This window comes from Armatimonadota bacterium (assembly GCA_013314775.1).
Taxonomy (GTDB): Bacteria; Armatimonadota; Zipacnadia; order Zipacnadales; family JABUFB01; genus JABUFB01.
In genome coordinates, this window is the sequence record JABUFB010000008.1 from 128339 (window position 1) to 143907 (window position 15569).

At 62.3% G+C, this 15569-nt stretch carries 16 protein-coding genes; 8 read left to right on the forward strand and 8 right to left on the reverse strand.

Annotation, left to right across the window (positions count from 1 at the left end; all coding sequences use genetic code 11):
- Positions 1-27 precede the first annotated feature (27 nt).
- The 3 genes from pgl to gnd are packed head-to-tail and all read right to left on the reverse strand — an operon-like array spanning position 28 to position 3332.
- Positions 28-753 carry a 6-phosphogluconolactonase gene (gene pgl, locus HPY44_08040; protein NSW55947.1) on the reverse strand — a complete coding sequence of 242 codons (726 nt, stop codon included), beginning with the start codon at positions 751-753 and terminating at the stop codon, positions 28-30.
- Positions 754-783: 30 nt separating this feature from the next.
- Positions 784-2385: a glucose-6-phosphate dehydrogenase gene (zwf, locus tag HPY44_08045; GenBank protein ID NSW55948.1), complete on the reverse strand. Its 1602-nt coding sequence runs from the start codon at positions 2383-2385 to the stop codon at positions 784-786.
- Between the two features lie 47 nt (positions 2386-2432).
- Complete coding sequence (gene gnd, locus HPY44_08050) at positions 2433-3332, reverse strand: decarboxylating 6-phosphogluconate dehydrogenase (protein ID NSW55949.1); 900 nt, start codon at positions 3330-3332, stop codon at positions 2433-2435.
- A gap of 167 nt (positions 3333-3499) precedes the next feature.
- Here gnd and HPY44_08055 point away from each other — a divergent pair, with 167 nt between their 5' ends.
- Positions 3500-4480, forward strand: a complete 981-nt coding sequence (locus HPY44_08055) for a Gfo/Idh/MocA family oxidoreductase (protein ID NSW55950.1) — start codon at positions 3500-3502, stop codon at positions 4478-4480.
- A gap of 82 nt (positions 4481-4562) precedes the next feature.
- Here HPY44_08055 and HPY44_08060 read toward each other — a convergent pair whose 3' ends face one another.
- Positions 4563-5273: a DUF1559 domain-containing protein gene (locus HPY44_08060; protein ID NSW55951.1), complete on the reverse strand. Its 711-nt coding sequence runs from the start codon at positions 5271-5273 to the stop codon at positions 4563-4565.
- A gap of 58 nt (positions 5274-5331) precedes the next feature.
- Between HPY44_08060 and HPY44_08065 the strand changes: the two genes are divergently transcribed.
- The 7 genes from HPY44_08065 (at position 5332) to HPY44_08095 (ending at position 11781) form a co-directional block, all read left to right on the forward strand.
- On the forward strand, positions 5332-6135 hold the full coding sequence (locus tag HPY44_08065; GenBank protein NSW55952.1) for a hypothetical protein: 804 nt from the start codon (positions 5332-5334) through the stop codon (positions 6133-6135).
- Between the two features lie 120 nt (positions 6136-6255).
- Entirely contained in the window at positions 6256-7686 is a 1431-nt protein-coding gene (gene gatB, locus HPY44_08070; GenBank protein NSW55953.1) for an Asp-tRNA(Asn)/Glu-tRNA(Gln) amidotransferase subunit GatB, read from the forward strand.
- Positions 7687-7729: 43 nt separating this feature from the next.
- Positions 7730-8269: a HEPN domain-containing protein gene (locus HPY44_08075; protein ID NSW55954.1), complete on the forward strand. Its 540-nt coding sequence runs from the start codon at positions 7730-7732 to the stop codon at positions 8267-8269.
- Between the two features lie 3 nt (positions 8270-8272).
- The gene (locus HPY44_08080; protein ID NSW55955.1) at positions 8273-8626 is read left to right on the forward strand and encodes a hypothetical protein; all 354 of its coding nucleotides are present in this window, start codon (positions 8273-8275) and stop codon (positions 8624-8626) included.
- Between the two features lie 138 nt (positions 8627-8764).
- A complete protein-coding gene (locus HPY44_08085) occupies positions 8765-10057 on the forward strand; it encodes an FAD-dependent oxidoreductase (GenBank protein ID NSW55956.1) in 1293 nt (430 codons plus the stop codon).
- 33 nt (positions 10058-10090) lie between these two features.
- Complete coding sequence (locus HPY44_08090) at positions 10091-10924, forward strand: hypothetical protein (GenBank protein ID NSW55957.1); 834 nt, start codon at positions 10091-10093, stop codon at positions 10922-10924.
- 38 nt (positions 10925-10962) lie between these two features.
- Positions 10963-11781 carry a hypothetical protein gene (locus HPY44_08095; GenBank protein NSW55958.1) on the forward strand — a complete coding sequence of 273 codons (819 nt, stop codon included), beginning with the start codon at positions 10963-10965 and terminating at the stop codon, positions 11779-11781.
- A 100-nt stretch (positions 11782-11881) separates the two neighbouring features.
- On the opposite strand, the gene HPY44_08100 is transcribed toward HPY44_08095, so the two are convergent.
- The 4 genes from HPY44_08100 to HPY44_08115 form a co-directional block, all read right to left on the reverse strand.
- Positions 11882-12133: a hypothetical protein gene (locus HPY44_08100; protein NSW55959.1), complete on the reverse strand. Its 252-nt coding sequence runs from the start codon at positions 12131-12133 to the stop codon at positions 11882-11884.
- Between the two features lie 114 nt (positions 12134-12247).
- Positions 12248-12982, reverse strand: coding sequence for a metallophosphoesterase family protein (locus tag HPY44_08105; GenBank protein NSW55960.1), 735 nt, complete (start codon positions 12980-12982; stop codon positions 12248-12250).
- A gap of 93 nt (positions 12983-13075) precedes the next feature.
- Positions 13076-13477, reverse strand: a complete 402-nt coding sequence (locus tag HPY44_08110; GenBank protein ID NSW55961.1) for a MerR family transcriptional regulator — start codon at positions 13475-13477, stop codon at positions 13076-13078.
- Between the two features lie 147 nt (positions 13478-13624).
- Entirely contained in the window at positions 13625-15535 is a 1911-nt protein-coding gene (locus HPY44_08115; GenBank protein ID NSW55962.1) for a sulfatase, read from the reverse strand.
- Positions 15536-15569 lie beyond the last annotated feature (34 nt).

Consider the following 15569-nt stretch of genomic DNA (forward strand, 5'->3'; position numbering starts at 1 on the left):
ATACCCGTTGTGAAACTTGGTTTGGACTCATTTCGTCACGATGGCCCGGGCGGCCTTGCTGTCCAGGAGCCAGATTGCGCCCTTTACCAGCGCCGCTGGAGGAACGTCGCCGCAGCCATCAACCGCATCTCCGAGGTGCGCGATCTCCGCCACCTTCTCGGCTTTGTCCGCGCCCGCCACGAGAAAGACAGCCTGGCGCGCAGAGTTAATCGCAGGCAGTGTCAGGGTCAACCGCCAGGCGTCCAGCCGGGGCACGAAGTTCGCGACCACCGACCGCCCGAACTCGCGTAGGGCTTCGGTGCCTGGAAACAGCGATGCCGTATGTCCGTCCGCGCCCATGCCCAGCAGCACCAGGTCCAGAACCGGAGGGCTGCCCAGGGCCGCGTGCAAAGCGGCCTCGTAATGATCTGCGGCGAGATGGGGCTCGATCTCACCCTCCATTCTGTGTACTCCAGCCGGCGGAGGAACCAGCCGCGAGATCAGGAGCGCATGCGCCATTCGATAGTTGCTGTCCAGGTGATCGGGCGGCACGCAGCGCTCGTCGGCCCAGAAGACATGGGTGGACTGCCAGGGTACACGTTCGCACCATTCGGGCTGCGCCAGCAGCTGGAAGAGTTTCGCGGGAGTAGATCCTCCGGACAGCGCAATGCTGAACCAGCCGCGCTCTGAAGCTGCCTGCCGGGCAGCGTTGGCGACAAGCAGCGCCGCGCGCTGGGAGAGACTGTGGATGTCGTCGAAGATCTCATACCGCATATCGGACACTCATAACTGGAGGGCACTCGCTCAATCCGTAGGGCACCTTTGCGATGAGATGAGGGGAACCTGCCACGTGTCGCCGGTTTCGTCCATCAGCCGGTCTGCCTCCACCGGACCCCAGGAGCCCGCGTTGTACTGCACCGGTGGCGAAGCCCCCTCCTGCCAGGCCTCGAGGATCGGGGTCATCAGGCTCCAGGACTCCTCGATACCATCCGCGCGTGCGAAGAGCGTGCTGTCGCCCAGCAGAGAGTCGAGTATCAATCGCTCGTAAGCTTCGGGCGGCTCGTTCTTGAATGCGCTTGCGTATAGGAAGTCCATGGGAACCCTCTGGATGCTCAGGCCCGGCCCAGGCTCCTTCGTGGAGAAACACAGGTGGATTCCCTCGTTCGGCTGGATGCGCAGGATGAGCGTGTTCGGCTCAATCTGGGTTCGTTGCCCTTCGAAGACTATGTGGGGGGCCTGTTTGAAGCGGATCGCGATCTGGGTGATCCGGTTCTTCAGGCGCTTGCCCGCCCGGATGAAGAAAGGCACCGAGCCCCATCGCCAGTTGTCCACTGATAAGCGTATCGCCGCGTAGGTCTCGGTCTGGGATCCTTCGGCGACTCCGGGCTCCTGCAGGTATCCCGGGACCTCGCTCCCATCCACTCGTCCACCCACATACTGAGCGCGCACTGTCCAGCGCTCAACGTCTTCGCGCGAGTAGGGTCTCACAGCGCGCAGCAGCTTGCTTTTCTCGTCGCGTACAGCGTCAGGGTCCATGCTGACCGGAGGCTCCATCGCCACAAGTGAAAGGATTTCGAGTAGGTGGTTCTGCACAACGTCGCGCAGCATACCGCTCCGATCAAAGTACTGGCCGCGCCCTTCGAGCCCCACCGTCTCTGCCATGGTGATCTGCACATTGGCCACGTACTTCTGGTTCCACAGGGGCTCGAAGATGCTATTGGCGAAGCGCAGAACGAGAAGATTCTGCACCGTCTCCTTGCCCAGGTAATGGTCCATCCGGTAGATCTGGTTCTCGTCGAATAGCCTGCGCAGACGCCTGTTGAGGTGCCGGGCGGACTCCAGATCGTGCCCGAAAGGTTTCTCCACCACAATGCGTGGCCAACCGCTGCGGCCTTCGATGGGACGAGACAGACCACTGGCTTCGAGATTGTCTATGGTGTCCTCGAAGTAGTGGGGCGGTATCGCAAGATAGAAGAGGTAGTTGAGCGGCCTGTGAGCCTGTTCGCCGATCTCTGCAAGGATCTCCTTGACCGATTGGTATGTGGCCGGATCATCGAGATTGCCGCGAACATAGTGGATGCCGGCGGCCATCCGTTCCCAAAGGTCCGTCCGGAATGGTTTGCGGGCATGGCTCTCGGCGGCTTCTCGGAATTCAGCCAGCAGCTGGTGCCGGTCTTCCGCGCGTCTGCCGATGCTGATAATCGGCAGCCCGCAGGGCAGCAGGCCGTCGGCGGTGAGTGAGTAGATGGCCGGGATGAGCTTGCGTTTGGTCAGGTCGCCCGTGGCTCCGAACAGCACCAGGGCCGTCACTTCAGCGTAGCGCGGGCACGAAGCCCCCGGCGTCCAGGGACCGTCTTCTGCAAGGTCGGAAATCTCAATGTCGGGCGAACCGCTGTCCGGTATCATGCCTCGGGGTCACCGTCCCTGTTGGTAACCAGTCTCTTCCGGAGACGTCATTCATCGGCCTTCTGCACTGCATGGCCGCCAAACTCCCGGCGCAGCACCGCCAGCATGCGGTTGCCGAAGGAGTTGTCATCGCGAGAGGCAAACCTGGCAAAGAGTGAAGCGGCGATTACGCTGGCCGGCACGCCCAGGTCCACCGCCTCATGCACAGTCCAGCGGCCTTCGCCGGAATCCTGCACATATCCGCGCACCGTCTCCAGGTTCGGGTCCTTCGCGAGGGCGGATGCGCCCAGTTCCAGAAGCCAGCTCCGTATCACGCTGCCCTGGTTCCACAGGTTCGCGATGGCGGGCAGGTCCAGGTCATACCGGGACTTCTCCAGCAGTTCGAAGCCTTCGGCGTAAGCCTGCATAATCCCGTACTCGATGCCATTGTGAACCATCTTCACGAAGTGCCCCGCGCCACTGGGGCCGCAGTGGAGGTAGCCGTTCTCGGGGGCCAGTGCCTTGAAGATCGGCTCCATGTGGTCGAATGCCGATCGCTCGCCGCCGACCATCATGCAGTAGCCGATCTGCAGGCCCCAGATACCACCGCTGGTTCCCGCGTCCATGAAGCGCAGGCCGAGTTCCGCGGCGGCTTTCGCGCGGTTGATCGTGTCTGTGTAGCGGCAATTGCCTCCGTCGACCACGATATCGCCTGCCTCAAGGAGTGGATACACCTGGGAAAGCATGTCGTCGACCGCGTCTTCGGGCACCATAATCCAGACTGCTCGCGGGGGCTGAAGTGCGGCTGCAAGCTCTTCCAGCGTCTCGGCCCATTCGGCGCCCGTAGCCAGCAGCTCGTCTTTCTTGGACTTGCTGCGGTTCCACGCGATCACATTGTGGCCGCCCTGTTGGATGCGCGCCACCATGTTCATTCCCATTCGTCCGAGGCCGCAGAAGCCGATTTCCATCGCTAATCCCTCCGGGTTGCGCTGACGGCGCAGCCTTGCTGTTTTCAGGTGCGCTACAATGATACCACAGGCCGCAGATGACGTGGAAAAAAGCATGGAAAAGCCGGCGTCCGCGGGATAGAATTGTGCCTCGCTGCTCATGCAAAACACGATTCGGAGGACATGGCATGTCTGTCAGGATGGGCTTCATCGGGACCGGCGGGATCGCGCAAGGACACATGGACCGCATTTCGGCCATCGAGGGCGTTGAGTTGGCTGCGTTCTGTGACGTACAGATAGACCGAGCGAAGGCTGCGGCGGAAAAGTTTGGGGGCGCCGCCTACGACAGCTTTGAGAAGATGCTCGATAGCGAAGACCTCACGGCCGTTTTCGTGGGCACTCCTCCCTTCGCCCACGGCGATATCGAGTTGGCCTGCTGCGAGAAAGGCCTGCATATGCTCATCGAGAAGCCTATCGCGCTGAATTGCGATATGGCTCGTCCGATACTCAAAGCCGTCGAGGACAGCGGCATCATCACTGTGGTAGCCTACAAGTACCGCTGGGACGACCATGTCATCAAAGCGCGCGAGATGCTGAAGGGGCGGAAGATTGGCCTGGTCTTCGGCAACTTCTGGGGCGGTCTGCCGGGGGTTCCCTGGTGGCGGGTTCAGGCCCAGTCCGGCGGGCAGATGGTTGAGCAGACCACCCACATCGTGGACATGGCCCGGTATCTCGCCGGTGACGTGGTGAAGGTGCAGGCTTTCGATACTCATCAGGTGATGCATGAGAAGGTGGAAAACTGCGACGTTGCTGACGCTGCCACCGCCAACCTCGTGTTCGAGAATGGCGCCGTTGGAAACATCAGTAACACCTGCATGCTCGAGGGCTGGGGACAGAGCTCGTGCCGCGTGATGGCCGAGGCATTCACGCTCAACATCCTGTGGGGCACGCTCACCTGGAACTCCCCGGAGGACAGTGGCGAGTACCAGATGCAGCAGGACGGCTATACCGGTGAGGACGTGGCCTTCATCAATGCGGTAAAAACCGGAGATCGCAGCGGAATCTATTCGGACTACGCGGATGCCTACAAGACACTCGCAGTCACCGACGCTGTGAACAAGTCCGCGGCGGCCGGCGGCACGGTCATTGACGTTGCGGACGTGATGTAAACCACCATACGACACCGGCAACGCAAACGGGCCGGGAGCAGCGAAGCCCCGGCCCGTCGGTACCTTTGAGAAAGAGGGGAGACTACCAGCCCGGCGGGTAGCTTGTGCGGTTCATCCAGGGCAGATAACTGACCACCAGGGCCTGTGGCGCATGGGCTCGTGAACTCTTCTCCCACTTGGCATGGCCGTCGGCGAAAGCGATATTGATACCGTCATTGTGGATGGTTGACACGCCGGTGTCGCAACCAGTCTTGTCGTTGGCAGGGCGCCAGTAGTTGGTGCCCACGGTATCGCCCCACATGTAGAGTTCAGCCGGCTTCTGAATTTTCGCCAGCTCGAGAGCGCCGTCGCGCGCGAAGCCGCATCCCAGCGCATAGCCTGCACGCGGCAATGCAGCCAGCGCCTCGGCCGAGCAATTCCCGCAGAAGCCGGGGGGAGTCTTGTTACTGGGGCAGAGGAAAACCTGTTGGTTCTTCACGTAGGGGAGGATCGCGTGTTGGGCCAGGCCGCCGGTTCGAGCTGATGCGTTGCAGTTGGCACCGCACCGCACCGCACAGAACGTCTCGTCATAGTCTTGGGCATACGCAATTGTCGCAAGGCCGATTTGCTTCAGGTTGCTGAGACACGACGCTTGCCTGGCCTTCTCACGAGCCCTCGCGAAAACGGGGAAGAGGATGGCAGCGAGGATCGCGATGATGGCAATGACGACCAGCAACTCAATCAGGGTGAAACCTTTCCTCAACGTCGTCACCTCCAAATGGCGCGAGTTGTTACAGCACCAAAATGTTAGCATCTTGAGAAGCTAAGGTCAAACCAGTTCTGATCTTGTCGAGATCTCTTGGAGAGGTACTGTGAAGATGGCCCTGCCAGACGACGTACGATGCGCCTTCGCACCCGTGCTCACCTGGACTGCGCCAACCGCAGGCGCGAGAGAATATGCAGCCCGCGTGACCGCCCTGGTCGAGGCCCACGGCGGCACAATTTCCCTGATGGTGTCGGCCCAGGTCGCAATCGCGAGCGCCGACCTCCTGCACCGTCTGTCCGAGCAAGGGCACGAGATCGATCTGTCCATCGACTCGCCTTTGCCGTTGGGTGAGATGAGCCCATTCGAACTCGAAGGAGAGCTGGACCGTGCCGCGGCGGCCTTCACCGACGCCGGGCTTGCAGCCTTCGTTGGGCTTCGACCTGCGGTCATGCAGCGCATCGGCATCCAAAAACACGAGGAAATCCAGACAGTCCTGCAGGGGCACGGGTTACGATTCGTGAGCACGGATTACTCCACAAAGCTGCCCGATAACCCCGCGAGTCCTGGTTTTGCAGACAAGAACGCGGCTATGCTTATCAAGCATTCACAGCCGCGTAGATACCCGTCCGGTCTGATGGAGGTGCCCGCCGCAGGGTATTCGGCCCGGGACTTTCTGGAAGTTCAGCAGCGTCCCGTGGATGCCTGGGGCGAGCACCTGAAGGCCTGCGTGGACTTCGCTTACGACCTTGGAGGGCTCATGGTCGCGCCTTGCCTGGACTTGGGCGTACTTGCGGAGAGAGACCCTGATTGCCTCGGCATCCGCGCTGTCCTGCAGCACGCCGCGGGCAAGCGCCTGGGCAAGGTCCTCATCTGCGGGCTGCGCGAGATCGCTCGGGCGCACGGGGCGTAGCCGCCGACGTACCCGTTGCCTTGCGAACACTCGCCTGCATTGCTACAATCCTCTTGTTGGCCGTCTTCACAGCGGGCGACGTCTCTTGGCCTGTCCCGCTCGATCCTGCGGAGTGATCCTATGGCCCTAACCCCCGTCATCGGCGTCGAAGTGCACGTCGAGCTCCTCACCGATTCCAAGATGTTCTGCGGCTGCCGCAACGAGTTCGGCGGCGAAGCTAACAGCCGCTGTTGCCCGGTTTGCATCGGCCTCCCGGGCTCCCTTCCGGTCGCCAACCGCGAAGCCGTCAGGCTCACAATCCTCGCGGGCCTCGCGCTCAACTGCAAGGTCCTGGATCTTGCCCGGTTCTACCGCAAGAATTACTTCTATCCGGACCTGTGCAAGAACTACCAGATCAGCCAGTATGATGAGCCCCTGACCTACGACGGCGAGATCCATCTCAATGTGGAGGGAGAGGCGGTCACCATCGGCATCGCCCGCGCCCATCTGGAAGAGGACACGGGCAAGAACCTGCACCTGCCCGACGGAAAGACCCTTGTGGACTACAACCGCTGCGGCGTGCCGCTTATGGAAGTGGTCACCAAGCCGGACTTCCGTTCCGCGGAACAGGTCCGCGAGTATCTGCTCCAATTGCGCCGACTCCTGCGCTATCTCGGCGTCTCGACGGCGAACATGGAAGAAGGCGCCATGCGCGCCGAGGCAAATGTCAATTTCATTGACTTTGAGACCGGACAGAAGACGCCCGTCATTGAGATCAAGAACATAGGCTCAATCACCAACTGCTACAACGCCATCCGGTATGAGATTGAGCGGCAGCGAAAGGAGCTTGCCGACGGCACTCTGCCGCCGCATCGCGAGACCCGGCGCTGGGACGAGACGCGCAATATCACTTCACCCATGCGCCAGAAGGAATCCGCGGACGACTACATGTACTTCCCGGAGCCCGACCTGGTTCCCATGGCGCCGCCAGTCGAATGGGTCGAAGAGATCCGGGCGTCCATGCCCGAGCTGCCCTGGGACCGGGAGCGCCGGTTCGTCGAGGTCCTCGGTCTGCCCCAGTACGACGCCGGGGTGCTCTGCGAGACCCGGGCCATCGCCGACTATTTCGAAGCGGTCGCCGGGGCCTGTTCCGACGCAAAACTCGCGAGCAACTGGGTCATGGGCAACATCATGGCGACTCTGAATGAGCGGGGCATCGGCATCGAGGACTTCCCGATCCCCGCAGGACATATCGGCGCGCTCATCGGCGCCGTCTGCGACGGAACGATCTCCAACAGCATCGCCAAGGATGTCTACGCGAAGATGCTGGACACCGGCGACGACCCGGCGACAATCATCGAGCGCGAGGGCCTGCGGCAGATTAGCGACACGGGCGAGCTTGAGGCCATTATTCAGGCGGGCATCGAGGCCAATCCCCGCGCGGTGGAGGACTTCCGGGCCGGCAAGGGTAAGGCCCTGGGGGCGATCGTGGGCTTCGTCATGCGCGAGACCAAGGGCCAGGCCAACCCGCAGCTCGTGAACGACCTGCTGCTCAAGGCGCTGGGGGAGTAGGGGAAAAAGCTGGCTTGCTCGAGATAGCCGAGGGGGGACGACCATGTCGGAACCGAGCCGCGAGTTGCTGATTGCGTGTTCGCTGACCACCGGCTCTGAGAGGGAGAGGTTTGGAGGCGCGATCGAGATCGACCTGGCCGTCAAACAGGCGGCCGTCGACAGACTGCTGCTAGCAGAAGAGTTCCTCGCGTCCGCGGGAGAGATGCTCTCCTCGGGCCGACGCGATGTTGATTACCGCAATAGCATTTCGCGCGCCTATTACGCTTGTCACCACGCCATCAGAGCTCTGTCGCTGCACAAAGATCGCCAGGACAGGTACGGGCACGATGCGGCCATCGAGTACCTCGCAGAAGTCGCGAAGAGCAAGTCGCGGCTGCGAGCCAGGGTCGGCGAGGCCCAGAGCGTCATGAACGAGCTTACAGGGCTGATGGATGCGCGGCACTTGGCCGACTACCACCCTTACGGCACTGATAAGCCACGCAAGAAGCCGTGTGATTTCGCGGCGGAGGCAAGCTCGGCCATTGCGACGGCCCGGAAGGTCGTCGGCGCCATCAAAGCGTACATCGCGGAGGAGGACAGTTGAGCCATGGCGCTTCCCATCCCGACCAATCCCATGCAGATGATGCCTGCGTACGTTGAGGCGATAAGATCCCATGTCGAACGAGAGCTAGCCAAGCGTTTTGGTCAGGGAAACGTGCTCCACGGGGTGCATGTCAGCGCCGATCAGCGTGACTCCTACGTGTTGGTGACGGTGTATGGAGTGCCGTCTGTCCTGTCTGTGGGCGGCGATGCTCCCGACCCCGACCTTCTCGAGAAGCGCACCGCGGAACTGCGCGCACTGCTCCAGAAGATCCTGGACAGCGGTGCCGCATACGAGTTGACCGAGCGCCTCAGGGAAGAAGGGCACAGGGTCCTTATCCATATCGACGCCGAAGTGTAGGGCCGGAGTGCCAACCCGCAGCTCGTGAACGACCTGCTGCTCAAGGCGCTGGGGGAGTAGGGGAGAGACGTGACCGCCCTTCGAACCGCTGAACGGTGAAGGCTCTAGTCGAACCGAACGACACGGAGATGCCCACTGATGACCAGCCCTCTTGATGTCGCCGCTCTGCCCGTTGCGCTCAAAGCGGATGTCGTGGTCTGCGGATCGGGCCCCGGTGGTTTCGCCGCAGCGGTCGCTGCCGCCGAATCCGGCGCGGATACTCTCCTGATCGAACACTACGGGTTCCTTGGCGGGATGATGACCGCCGGCCTCGTGAACCCCTTCATGAACTACCACGCGGGCGGCGAGCGGATCAATGCCGGTTTGTTCCAGCGGTTCACCGACACAATGACCGAGCGCGGAGCCTACGGCCTGCACCCTCACGGCAAGACCGCCTTCGACCCGGAAGTGGCGAAGCTGGTGCTGGATGAGATGGTCCTCGCTGCCGGCGTGCGCCTGCGCCTGCACAGCACGGTCTGCGGCGCGCTGGTGGAAGACGGTGTGGTGCAGCGCGTGGCGATCTGCGGAAAGTCGGGCATTGAAGCGGTCGAAGGCGGGCTCTTCGTGGATGCCACCGGCGATGCCGATCTGTCCTGGTACGCCGGGGCGACCATCGAGAAGGGGCGCCCCGAGGACGGTTTCGCCCAGCCGATGACCACGAAGTTCCGCATGGCTGGGGTGGACGAGTCACGAATGCCTGACCGTGCCGCCATCAACGAACTCTACGTGGCCGCCAAGAACGCGGGGGAAATCGACAATCCCCGCGAGAACTGTCTGTGGTTCTTCACCACTCGGTCCGGCGAAATCCACTTCAACACTACGCGCGTCGTCAAGCACGACTCCACCAATGCCGCGGACTTGACTGCAGCCGAGATTGAGGGCAGGCGGCAGGTGGGACAGATGGTGTCCTGGCTGCGTGCGAAGGTGCCGGGCTTTGAGAACGCCTGGCTATCCACCGTGGCCACCCAGATCGGCATTCGCGAGTCACGCCGCGTCATGGGTGACTACGTGCTCACGGAAGACGACGTCTTGCAGGCGCGGAAGTTCGAGGACGGCATTGCCCGTGGATCGTACCCGGTGGACATCCACAATCCAGCCGGAACCGGCACTGTCATCAAGCATCTGCCACCGGGCGAAGCGTACGACATTCCTTACCGCTGCCTGTGTCCCCTGGGCTTCAGCAATATGCTCGTCGCGGGCAGGCCGATTTCCTCCGACCATGCCGCCCACTCATCACACCGCGTCATGCCCATCGCCTTCTGCAACGGTGAAGCAGCCGGTGTGGCCGCAGGTCTCGCCGTGCGCGACAGAGCGGATATCCGAGGTATCAGTGTCGACGAATTGCGCCAGACCCTCGCGAACCGGGGCGCGAGCGTTCACGGGCTCTCTTGAGCCGTGCCGCTACTCGGAACAGGGAGGTGCGCAATGGAGCGGAAAGCATTGCCGCTGGTTATGTGCTTTGTGCTGGCTATCTGTGGCTGCCCTCCGGATGTGCCGCAGACGGAGGGTCGAACCGTGGGAGCGCCCGGGGTGCCTGCCGGGCCTACGGCCTCTTCCCAGCCCGATGGTGACGAGACCGTCTACCAGCTTGATGCCGTCGATTCGGCCGGTGATCTGCCCCCTTGCACCGCCGAGGATTTCGGCACGGAGGGGACCACTGCGGTCTTCACGAAATACGCGGACCTTGACGGCGATGGAGTCCTGGACGCGATCATGGGCTACCGGGCTTCCCAGACCGACGAACTGGACGAGCCGGTCTCCCCGGCATTCGTTGAGCTGGCTCGCTGGACCGGGCAGGAATGGGAGGAGTGGTTCGGCATCCCTGCCCCTGGGGGCGAGACAATGCTCGATGCCGACAGCCTGGTGGTTGCCGGAGATATGAACGACGACGGGATTCCCGAACTCGGCATTCAGTTCTACGGTTTTGGTGTGTCCAGCCGGCCGGAGACCCTCTATTTGTGGCAGGTTGTCGATGATGGGCTCGAACCCGGGATCGAGGGGGAAGCCCTGGACACCACCAGCGATGCGGGCATGCTCATCCAGGATGTCGTTGACTACTATCCCGGCGTCGAACTGGTCCTGGCCGAACCGATCATGGGCAACGAGGCACACGCGGCGCCGCACAAGTACTCGATCCGCTTGTTCGGGTCGGAGGACGGGATCTACCGGCAGCTGCAGGAGTTCAGGGCGGATGGGCTCTTCGGCAGCCCCTTCGACGCCATTCAGCACCACATCGATGACCTGAGTTCGGGCCGCTGACAGACGCCGGGAATGGCGCAAATACTCGAGGTGACGCGATGGACTTGCAGAAACTGGTAGCGCATGCTGTGACGATCGAGACTATCGTTGAGAAGCCCGGCTGGCGGCTGGACGAGACCATCGACGAGTTGGTGGCGTCAGGAGACTGGGACCTTGCCGGGCGTCTTCTCGTATCGGCCAGCGAAATCCCGGCGCGGCAGCTCGCGAAGAAACTGCTGGATGCGCGCGCCTTCGAGCCCCTTGTGGTCGCCGCTTGTCTGCGCAGGCAGCCGCGCAGGCCGGGCGAAGGAGCCTCGGGCGGCGGTGGTGTGGTGGCCAGCCGTGTGTTCCGAGACATCGATGCCGACAACGACGCCGCAGGTATTCCTGACTATATCCGAACCGATATTGAGGAAATGGCCAAGAGCGCAGCGGCCACGCGCGCCACGGCCCTGTCCAAGGATGCGGCCGTGGACCGCGACCCGATCCGCCAGTACATCATCGAGCAGTTGGCACCCCTCATGGCCACCAATGAAGAAGCCATGAATGCAGTGGTTGTCATCGCCCGGGCCTCTGCATGGGAGGAGACCCGGCGCACTGCGGCGCTCAAGGTGGCCAATGATGAAATATCCGTGACGCGTCTGTGCCGACAGCTGCGCACCGATGACATCCTGGACGTCGCCCGTATGGCGCTGCTCGAGGCCGTCTCAGTGACTTTCGCGAAGGAGATGGGAAAGTTCTTCAAGGGATTCTCGGATCAGCGCGACATCAAGGCGCTGGAGTTCATCGCGAAGCATCACCCGGCAGAGCAGTACAGGGACACAGCGAATCAGTGGGTGGAAGCGCTGAAGAAGCAGGGCGCCAGCGGGGAATCATAGCAGGCACCCGGCCAAGGCCCAGCTCGGGTCTGTGCCGGGGGCGGTGTGGTGTACGACTGAGGGAGCCCGGGCGCAATGCTCCGGGCTCCCTCACGCGTTATCAGTGGTCGTCGATGGCCACATCGAACACGACCTCGTTGACGCCCTTCAAGAGCAGGAGCGCGTTCTCCAGCTTCCGCAGTTCGTCGCGGATGTCCACGTTACGTCCCGCGCCGCCCTGCAGGGGCCTGACGCGTCCTTTGAAGGTCGCCACCTTGTTGAGGACAGTGACAGTCATGAGGTTCGCGTCGATGGGGTGTTTGGCAACTTCCCGCTCAACCATTCGTCTCGTCGCCTTGTCTTCGAGAGGCACGTGATTCACCTCGGCTGCGGGTGGTGGGCATTCACCTGGCCAGCGTTTGCCCACCTATGTGCGTCAGCGGAACGCTGCCGCAACGCGGCAGGCGTGCCGTCATCCCCGTCCATACTATACCCCGATATTCAGCCGCTCGGCCATGTTCCAAGGCAGGCCAGCCTGCTCCATCTTCTCCTGGGCTGCGCGGATGTTGTAGGGGACGCGACACAATATGATCTCATGTGTCACGTCGTCCCAGATTGCGTATCCCGCCTGTGAGTTGCCATCTCGTGGCTGCCCCACAGCACCCGGGTTGACCATGTACTTCGCCCCGTCTTCAAGCCTGAGTGTGGCGCCATCCGGGGCTGCGAATTGGTCCGGCCGCTCCTGCCCGGCACGGGATGAAAACCATTCGGCGTAGTGGGTGTGACCGAAGAAACACAGCTGCTGTGTCATGACACGCAGCGATGCGGCGGCTTCGAATGGAGTCGTCGTGTAGTAGTCCGCATCGAATAGGGAGCCGTGACACAGGTGGGCCCCCGGAATGTCCACAAAGGGCTTCAGGGATCCGAGAAAGTCCCGATTCACATCGGTCAATTGGTCGCGGGTCCACAGGATGCACGCCCTGGCCGCCGGGGTGAACCACCGCTCTCCGCCAGGCTGAACGGCGGCGTAGTCGTGGTTGCCGCGGACGATTGAGGGTTCGAGCGCGCGCACGATATCGCAGCACTCGTTGGGTGAAGCGCCGTACCCGACCAGATCGCCAAGGCAGATGTAGTGGTCAATCCCCTCCCGGTTCAGGCGCGCGAGAACCGATTCCAGGGCGGGTAGATTGCTGTGAATGTCAGAGATTATTGCGTGTCTCACGGAACTCCAGAGGACCCCGCTGGTATCACTCGCCGCCCGACAATGGACGGCTGCCTGATTTGCTTCACCAACCAATCATTCGACGGACGGCTGCTATTCCCCTGCCTTCGGTGTCTGATTGGGTTCTCTCAGCCCCTCTGTCCTGAGGAAGACGGGACAGTCATTGCAGGACTTGCCTCCGAGCCGGCAGGTGAGGCGGGCGATCTGCCAGCAAGGGAGACGCCGGTCCGTCGCTGCCTGACAGCTGATGCGCACTTCCTCCGGGCAATCCTTGAGCTCCCAGCAGGGCGCGAAGTCGAGAAGTTTGATGATCGCGTCAATGCTGTAGCCGTGCTCATGGATCAGACTGCGCACGCAGTTCAGCCAACGTACATCAGCGGCGGTATAGCGCCTTTGGCCCCTGACGCGTTCGGGAAGGACAAGTCCGCGCTCTTCATACAGGCGTAGCGTGCGCGGGTGCACGCCCAGCAGCCTCGCCACCGCGCCGATGCGCATGTAGGTTTCCTGTTCACCCCCTGGGGTGTGACCCATGAGCGGCTAACCTCGTGGTCCTGCTGATCACCGGGGAGCACATCCCGGAGAAGACACAAATGGCGTCTGTGTCCGAACTGTATCGATGGTAGCAGGTTGAGGGCGGCTGCGTCAACGCTTGGGGGGCGTCTGTTCGAAGTCCCAGCGCTTCAGTACCGTACCCGCTTCGTCAGCAATCTCGACCCAGTCCAGCTCCAGGTTTCCCGGCGCGGTGCAGGGATCAATCCGGATCTTTCGCAGGGCTCCGGTTGTCGTGAAAGGCACCTCGTACTCGTGCCAGTCACCGTCATGGACGGGGTGAAAATCCAGGCGTACGGCGGGCCCGAATTCCGGTGTCTTCGCGTCCGCATAGAAGAACTGCCCGAGGCCACTACTGTCTGACTTCAGGCGGAAGCGCGCCTTCAGAGTGCCTTGCGCAGGCGGCACGTCTTCGCACATCACAAAGGGGTCGCCGCCGATGGACTTCATCCCCAGTGTGCCCGCACCCGCGAAGATTACGGTCTGCCCTGACGGACGCCAACCGTCCAGCGCGCGTATGGCCCTGGGGTCATACGCCGGGTTGGGCACGGGGACGATGGCGCCAGTGTCCGTCAGGAACTGGTCGATGAGCGCATTGAGCTCACGGACCTTATCCGGCATCTCTGCAGCAAGGTTCCGCGTCTCGCCCATATCCTCGCGCACATTGTAGAGCTCAAGCTCGTTGGGGAACTCCTCGCTGGTATCGTAGAACCGCATCAGCTTGTAGTCGCCCTTGCGCACCCAGGTACACGGCTGGGAGAGCATGCCGGTTTTCGGCGCTACCAGGTGCGGATAGTGACAGAAGATGGCTTCCCGGTCCAGGGTCCGGGAGCCGCGCAGGAGTGAGGCGATGCTGACGCCGTCGAGTATCTGGTCCTCACGTAGCTGGAGGCCGAGCATTTCCGCCAGGGTGGGGTAGAAGTCCACGCTGGAGACGACCTCGCTGCATACGGAACCGGGGCGCGTAACTCCGGGCCAGGAGACGAACATCGGAACGCGCACACCGCCCTCATACGGAGATCCTTTCCCCAGGCGCAGGGGCGCGTTGTCTGTGGGCGGGATCTGTTCACCGCCAACCCGGTCGTACTCGTTGCCGCCGTTGTCCGAAAAGAAGATGATGATGGTGTCATCGAAGAGGTCCAGTTCATCGAGCTTGTCCAGCAGTCGCCCGATGCTGTCGTCCATGCTCTTGATCATCGCGGCCATGACCGGATTGCCCTGCTCCGCGCGGGGGTCTATGCGGCCGCGGTACGACTCGATAAGCTCTTCCTTGGCTTGGTATGGGGCATGGACCGAGTAGTGCCACAGGCACATGAAGAATGGTTCGGATTTGTGCTGCTCGATGTAGCCGATGGCCTCGTCGGTCAGACGATCGGTGATATACTCCCCCGGTGGACCGTCGGGCAGAGGCTTGATGCGGTATGGGGAAAAGTAACTGGGTGGCCCCGGGTACCCGCCGCCGCCGATGTTCACCTCGAAGCCCTGCCTGTCCGGCCAGAAGTTCTCCGACTGGCCCAGGTGCCACTTGCCGATGAACGCGGTGCGGTAACCGATGTCGCGAAAGGCCTCGCCGAGCGTGTATTCGTTCAGCGGCAAGTGGCGCCGGCTTTCGGGCATAAGCACTCTCTGCCAGGGCGGGCCCTGTGCGGGCATGATCGGGTGATCGTCGGCCAGCGGCGGAAGATGCCCGGCAGGAAGCGTAATCCCTAGCCGCGCTGGGTACTTCCCCGTCAGAATGCTGGCGCGCGTGGGTGAACACAGGGGGCTGGCGGCGTAAGCATCGGTGAACCGAACGCTGCGGGCGGCAAGGCGTTCGATGCCGGGCGTCTCGTAATAGCGGCCGCCGTAGGGTGTGGTGTCCATGTACCCGAGGTCATCGATGAGAATGAAAATGACATTGGGGCGCCTGCGGGGTTCCTGGGCAGATCCCTGACCGACAGTGAGCAGCGCTGTTGCTCCCAGGCCGATGGCCCCCAAGAAGCGGCGGCGGTCACAGGTGGCCATTGCCTTCTCCTCCCGTTTATTCGCACACTACATC